The organism is Methylobacterium sp. WL103, from assembly GCF_008039885.1.
GTDB lineage: Bacteria > Pseudomonadota > Alphaproteobacteria > Rhizobiales > Beijerinckiaceae > Methylobacterium > Methylobacterium cerastii.
In genome coordinates, this window is record NZ_VRUX01000266.1 from 1 (window position 1) to 5,615 (window position 5,615).

The window sequence follows — 5,615 nt, forward strand, 5'->3', positions numbered from 1 at the left end:
GCCCCCGAGCGCCTCGGGCGCGGCGGGCTCGAACCGGTGCGCTACGACGACTGGGAGGTGAAGGGGCTCGCCGTCGACTTCTGATCGCAAGTTCCGACCAGACGGGGCCGTTGGTCGCGCGAAGCCGCCGGAACGACCGGGCGAGCCTGCTGTTGGGCTCGCGAAGCGCAGTGCGAGACGAGGCCCCCGATGATCACCAAGGTATCGAGCAAGGATGCGCCGAGCGGCGCCCACGGCGAGGTCGCGCTGGCGAAGGGCGAGCTGGTCGGCATGCGGATGTGGCGCGACGAGCCGCCGGCCGACGACAAGCCGAGCACCACGTCCGATTACGAGACCGTGGGCTACGTGATCTCGGGCCGGGCCAAGCTGGTGCTCGAGGACCGGACGGTCGCGCTCGAGCCGGGCGATTCCTACTGCGTGCCGGCCGGGACCGTGCACACCTACCACATCCTGGAGACCTTCACGGCGATCGAGGCGACGGCGCCGGCCGCCGCCTGATCTTGCGGGGTTCTGGAGCCAATCCTCAGCGCGTCACGTAGACCGGGGTGCCGACCGAGACGCGGTCGTAGAGATCGACCACGTCCTGGTTGTACATCCGGATGCAGCCGTAGGAGGCCCAGGTGCCGACCGAGCTCGGGCGGTTGGTGCCGTGGATGGCGTATTCGCCGCCCGAGAGCGTCATCGCCGCGGCGCCCATCGGGTTGTGCGGCGAGCCGCCGGCGATCAGGTTCGGCAGGCGCGGGTTGTCGCGCTTGACCTCGCTCGGCGGCGACCAGGCCGGCTGCACGTACTTCCCGTCGATCGCCTTGGTGCCGAACCATTGCTTGCCGGGCTTCCCCACCGCGACGGGGTAGCGGATCGCAGTGCCGTCGCCGTTGACGAGGTAGAGCCGGCGCTGCGAGACGCTGATCACCACCGAACCCGGCATCGCCCCGTCCGCGAACGGCACCACCTCGCGCGCCGCCACCGGCGTCGCCACGAGGCCGGCCAGCATCGCGCCGCCGAGGCCCGTGGACACGTATTTCCTGACCGACATCTGGGGATTTCCTTCGCAGAGCGTGACCGTTCGCTGCAGCAGTAATCCACGGCCAAGCTCTGCGTTCCAGCTCGTCCTTCGAGGACTGCGGGTTTGCTCACGCTCTTCGCGGAAGACGGTAAAAAGCGCTCGATGTCCTTTCGACAAAGGCGAACGTTCGTCGAAGGATTTGCTTTACCGCTCGAACAGACGCGCGGCCGTCGCGTCCTGCGCCTGCCAGCCGTGGCGCACGAGCTCGGGGTCGGCGTGCTCCTCCACGGGGAGGCCGACGCAGAGGTAGGCGACGAGGTGCCAGCTCTCCGGCACGTCGAGCAGCGTCCCGATCCGGGCCGGCTCCAGGATCGAGACCCAGCCGGTGCCGAGGCCGCGGGCGCGCGCCGCGAGCCAGAAGGTCTGCACGGCGCCGACCACGGAGTAGCGCAGCATCTCCGGCATGGTCGCCCGGCCGAGGCCGTGGCCGGCCTCCGTCGCGTCGTCGCAGAAGACGGCGAGGTGCACCGGGGCCTCGCGCAGGCCCGCGAGCTTCAGGGCGCGGTAGCGCGCCTGGGTCTCGTCGTCGTAGCGCAGGGCCGCGTCGGCGTTGCAGCGCTCGAAGCTCGCGACCACGCCGGCGCGGCGGGCGGGGTCGGCGACGCGCACGAAGCGCCACGGCTGGCTGTTGCCGACCGACGGGCTGCGATGGGCCGCCGCCAGGCTCTCGCGCAGCAGGGCCTCGTCCACCGGGTCGGCGCGGAAGCGGCGCACGTCGCGGCGCCACGCGAACAGGTCGTCGAGCGCCTGCCGGAAGTCGTCGTCGAAGCGGGGCGGGCGGGCGTCGGTCATGGTCGGCCCGCCTCATAGCGGGTTTCGGCAGGGTTTGCGCGTTCCTGCTCAGCGCGCCGGGCGCGAACAAAAAAGGCCGCCCTTGCGGGCGGCCTGAAGTCCTTGGGTCTCGAAACCTCTGGGATGTCGCGTCGTGCGGTCCGGTGACGCCCGCGGGCTGGGGAGCTCGGGATGCGGACGACCGTCGGGGCACGACCCGACGAGGGTTCGGCCCTCGTTGTCGAGTCGCAACACGGCCCGGGAAAGGCGTGATCGGGGCGAAACCGCGGCATTTGTTTCTTGGGCGTGTCCTGTCCGCAACGAACGAATCGGTGAACGCGGCCTTGTCCGGGACCCTTGCGGGCCGGCCGCCCGAGGCCCATCCTCAACGATCGGTAGCAGGACCCACGGCGGAGGGACGATGAGCGAGCGCGCAAGCGGCGAGATCCGGACAGACGAGTCGACGGCCCGCGTGGTGCCCTTCCCCAGCCCGTCCACCGCCCCGCAGATCGCGTTCGACCGGCACGAGCTGCGCACGATCTTCAACCTCTACGGCCGCCGGGTCGCGGAGGGCGAATGGCGCGACTACGCCCTCGATTTCCGTCGGGACAAGGCGGTGTTCTCGATCTACCGCCGCACCTCCGAGATGCCGCTCTACCGGATCGAGAAGGACCCCAAGCTCGCCCGCCGCCAGGGCGCCTACGCCGTGGTCGCCGCCACCGGCGTGGTGCTCAAGCGCGGCGCCGACCTCGCCCGCGTGCTCGCGGTGCTGGAGAAGCCCCTGCGCGCGGTGTGAGCCCGAGCCCGATCCCTTTCCTTTTCGGGAGAGGAAGCCACCGCGCGCATGAAAAAGGCCCCGACATTCCCGCCGGGGCCTTTTTCGTTCGTCCGGTTCGGAATTCGCTTAGCGGCGGTCGCCGAGGAGCGAGAGCAGGAACTGGAACATGTTGATGAAGTCGAGGTACAGCGTCAGCGCACCGTTCACCGACATCTTGGCGGCCGCCTCGCCGTCGAAGCCGCTGGAGAGATACATCTCCTTCAGCTTCTGGGTGTCGTAGGCGGTCAGCCCCGCGAAGATCAGCACGCCGAGCACCGAGACGGCGAACTGCAGCGCCGACGAGGCCAGGAAGATGTTGACGATCGAGGCGATCATGATGCCGATCAGGCCCATGATCAGGAACGAGCCCATGCCCGAGAGGCTGCGCTTCGTGGTGTAGCCGTAGAGGCTCAACGCGCCGAAGGTCGCCGAGGTGATGAAGAACACCCGCACCACGCTGGCGCCGGTGAACACCAGCAGCAGCGTCGACATCGAGGCGCCCATCACCGCCGCGAAGGCGAAGAACATCGTCCGCGCCGACGAGGCCGACATCCGGTCCATCCGCATCGAGAAGACGAGGATGAAGGCGAGCGGCGCGAACATCAGGACCCACTTGAGCGGGCTGTTGTAGAGCGTCTGGCCGAACGGCGTCAGGGCGAGACGCCCGGTCGCGGTCGCGGTGGTGGCGGCCATGTTGAGGCCGAGCGCGACCAGGCCCGAGATGCCCAGGCCCACGACCATGTTGTTGTAGACGCCGAGCATGAAGGTCCGCAGGCCCTGGTCGAACGCGACCTGGGTGCCGGCCTGCGACGGCGCCTGGGCGCCGTAGCGGAAGGGAGAGTTGTCGAATGCCATGGGAGTGACCTCGGAAGGCTCGCTCGTGCGTGGTGTTTGAGACGAGGCCCACGCAGGGGACCTCTGGCGCCGTCGAGCGCCTCGGGTTGGAATATGTTGCTTTCGGCCGCCCCGCACAAGAGCCCGGTAGAGCTTGGAAAAGCGCTTTTGGTGAATCCGCGGCCGTTAATTTTGTTCACGAAGTCTGGGATTAAAGTTCGGTCATACTTCGTCGCGCATCAGGATTGCCGCATCTTACGATTGTCGCAAGTACGGCGCCGGCTTCTGGCCGAGGATGCGCCAGGTGCCGGCGAGCCCCAGCACCACGGCGAGCACCACGGCGGCTGCCGCCGCCACCAGCGCCCCCGACAGGTCGAGGACGAAGTCGAGGCGCATCACCTTGGTGACGATCACCCAGCCGGCCAGCGTCCCGGCCAGCAGCCCGAACAACGCGGTGACGAGGCCGAGCGCGCCGTATTCGAGGCCGTAGGCGGTGAGCAGCCGTCCGCGGGTGGCGCCGAGCACCTTCAGCACCACGGCGTCGTAGAGCCGCGCCCGGTGCCCTGCGGCGATGGCGCCGGCCAGCACGAACAGGCTCGCCAGCACCGCCACCGCGCTCGCCCCGCGGATCGCCAGCACCAGCCGGCCGACGAGGTCGCCGACGGCGTCGAGGGCGTCCTTCACCCGCACGCTGGTGACGGAGGGGAACGTCTTGGCGACGTCGCGCAGGATGCGGTTCTCGATCGGTCCGTTCGTGCCGCCGGGCAGGGTCAGCGTCGCGAGGTCCGAGTGCGGCGCCCCGCGGAACGTGCCGGGGGAGAACACCATGACGAAGTTGATGCCGAGGTTGCGCCACTCGACCTTGCGCAGGTTGGCGATGGTGGCGGTGAGGTTCCTGCCGAGCACGTTGACGGTGACGCGGCTGCCGACCTTCAGGCCGAGGTTCCTGGCCAGCTCCGCCTCGAACGAGACCAGCGGGGTCTTGGCCTCCTCGGCCGTCCACCACTTTCCGGCGACGATGTTCGAGCCCTCGGGCACGTCCTCGGCGTAGGTGATGCCCCGGTCGCCGTCGAGCACCCAGGCGGCGTCCTCCGGCGGCCGGATCTTCTCGGCCGGCACGTCGTCCAGCGCCACGATGCGCCCGCGCATCATCGGCACCCGCTCGATCTTGGCGGCGGGCGCCTGGCGCGCGAGGAAGTCGTGGAAGGCGTTCGAGTCGGCCGCCGGGATGTCGAGGAAGAACAGGTTCGGCGCGCGTGCGGGCAGGGTCGCCGAGATCGTGCGGCGCACGTTCACGTCGATCAGGCTCAAGGTCACGAGGAGCGTCACGCCCAAGCCCAGCGACAGGACGATGGCCGGCGTCAGGGCGCCCGGGCGGTGGAGGTTGGCCAGCGCCATCCGCGGCGCGGTGCGCTTGGGATGCGGCAGCCGGCGGGCGAGCACCATCACGCCGACCGCGACGAGGCGCAGCAGGCCGAAGGCGATGCCGGCGGCGGCGATGAAGATCAGGGCCACGCGCCGGTCGAAGGCGGTGCCGACGGCGAGACCGACCAGGGCGGCGAGCGCCAGCGCCAGGATCAGTCGGTAGCGCGGGCGGATGCGGGCGGCGGCCGGGTCGACGGTGTCGCGAAACAGCCCCGAGACCGGGACGTCGTGGGCGCGCCCGAGCGGCGTGATCGCGAAGGCCAGGGCGGTCAGGAGCCCGTAGGCCGCCGCCTGAAGCAGTTCCAGCGGCGCCAGCGTCGGGTTCAGCGGCAGCGGCAGGCTGTCCCGGAACAGCGCGTCGAGGACGAACGGCAAGGCGGCGCCGACGACGAGGCCGATCGCCGTGCCGAGGCCGGCGATCAGCATCACCTGCGTCAGGTACAAGGCGACGACCTTCGAGCCCGGCGCGCCGACGCTCTTCAGGGTGGCGATCGAGGGGCGCTTGCGCTCGACGAAGGCGTTGACGGCGTTGGCGACGCCGACCCCGCCGACGATCAGCGCGGTGAGGCCGACCAGCGTCAGGAACTGGGTGAAGCGCTCGATGCTCTTGGAGAAGCGCGGGTCGGCGTTGGTGCGCGCCCGCATCTCCCAGCCGGCCTGTGGCGCCGCGGCGGCGATTCGCGCGGCGGCGGCGTCGAGGCC

Annotated in this window: 7 protein-coding genes; 3 read left to right on the forward strand and 4 right to left on the reverse strand. The window is 70.2% G+C overall.

Going from position 1 to position 5,615, the window contains the following annotated elements:
• Both FV222_RS15815 and FV222_RS15820 read left to right on the forward strand, forming a co-directional pair.
• Positions 1 to 84: DUF1674 domain-containing protein (locus tag FV222_RS15815; RefSeq protein ID WP_147815031.1), on the forward strand; the 84-nt coding region annotated here is incomplete at its 5' end.
• Positions 85 to 189: 105 nt separating this feature from the next.
• The gene (locus tag FV222_RS15820; protein ID WP_147761886.1) at positions 190 to 498 is read left to right on the forward strand and encodes a cupin domain-containing protein; all 309 of its coding nucleotides are present in this window, start codon (positions 190 to 192) and stop codon (positions 496 to 498) included.
• Between the two features lie 25 nt (positions 499 to 523).
• On the opposite strand, the gene FV222_RS15825 is transcribed toward FV222_RS15820, so the two are convergent.
• Positions 524 to 1,036 carry a L,D-transpeptidase gene (locus tag FV222_RS15825; RefSeq protein WP_147750573.1) on the reverse strand — a complete coding sequence of 171 codons (513 nt, stop codon included), beginning with the start codon at positions 1,034 to 1,036 and terminating at the stop codon, positions 524 to 526.
• A 174-nt stretch (positions 1,037 to 1,210) separates the two neighbouring features.
• Complete coding sequence (gene bluB / locus FV222_RS15830) at positions 1,211 to 1,858, reverse strand: 5,6-dimethylbenzimidazole synthase (RefSeq protein WP_147750572.1); 648 nt, start codon at positions 1,856 to 1,858, stop codon at positions 1,211 to 1,213.
• A 400-nt stretch (positions 1,859 to 2,258) separates the two neighbouring features.
• On the opposite strand from bluB, the gene FV222_RS15835 reads away from it, so the two are divergent.
• Positions 2,259 to 2,633 (forward strand): DUF2794 domain-containing protein, encoded by a 375-nt coding sequence (locus FV222_RS15835; protein WP_147750571.1) that lies wholly within the window; start codon positions 2,259 to 2,261, stop codon positions 2,631 to 2,633.
• Between the two features lie 108 nt (positions 2,634 to 2,741).
• Here the strand turns inward: FV222_RS15835 and FV222_RS15840 are convergent, their stop codons facing one another.
• Both FV222_RS15840 and FV222_RS15845 read right to left on the reverse strand, forming a co-directional pair.
• Positions 2,742 to 3,509, reverse strand: a complete 768-nt coding sequence (locus FV222_RS15840; RefSeq protein WP_147750570.1) for a Bax inhibitor-1/YccA family protein — start codon at positions 3,507 to 3,509, stop codon at positions 2,742 to 2,744.
• A gap of 234 nt (positions 3,510 to 3,743) precedes the next feature.
• The coding region (locus FV222_RS15845; RefSeq protein ID WP_147815029.1) for an FtsX-like permease family protein at positions 3,744 to 5,615 on the reverse strand (1,872 nt) is incomplete at its 5' end.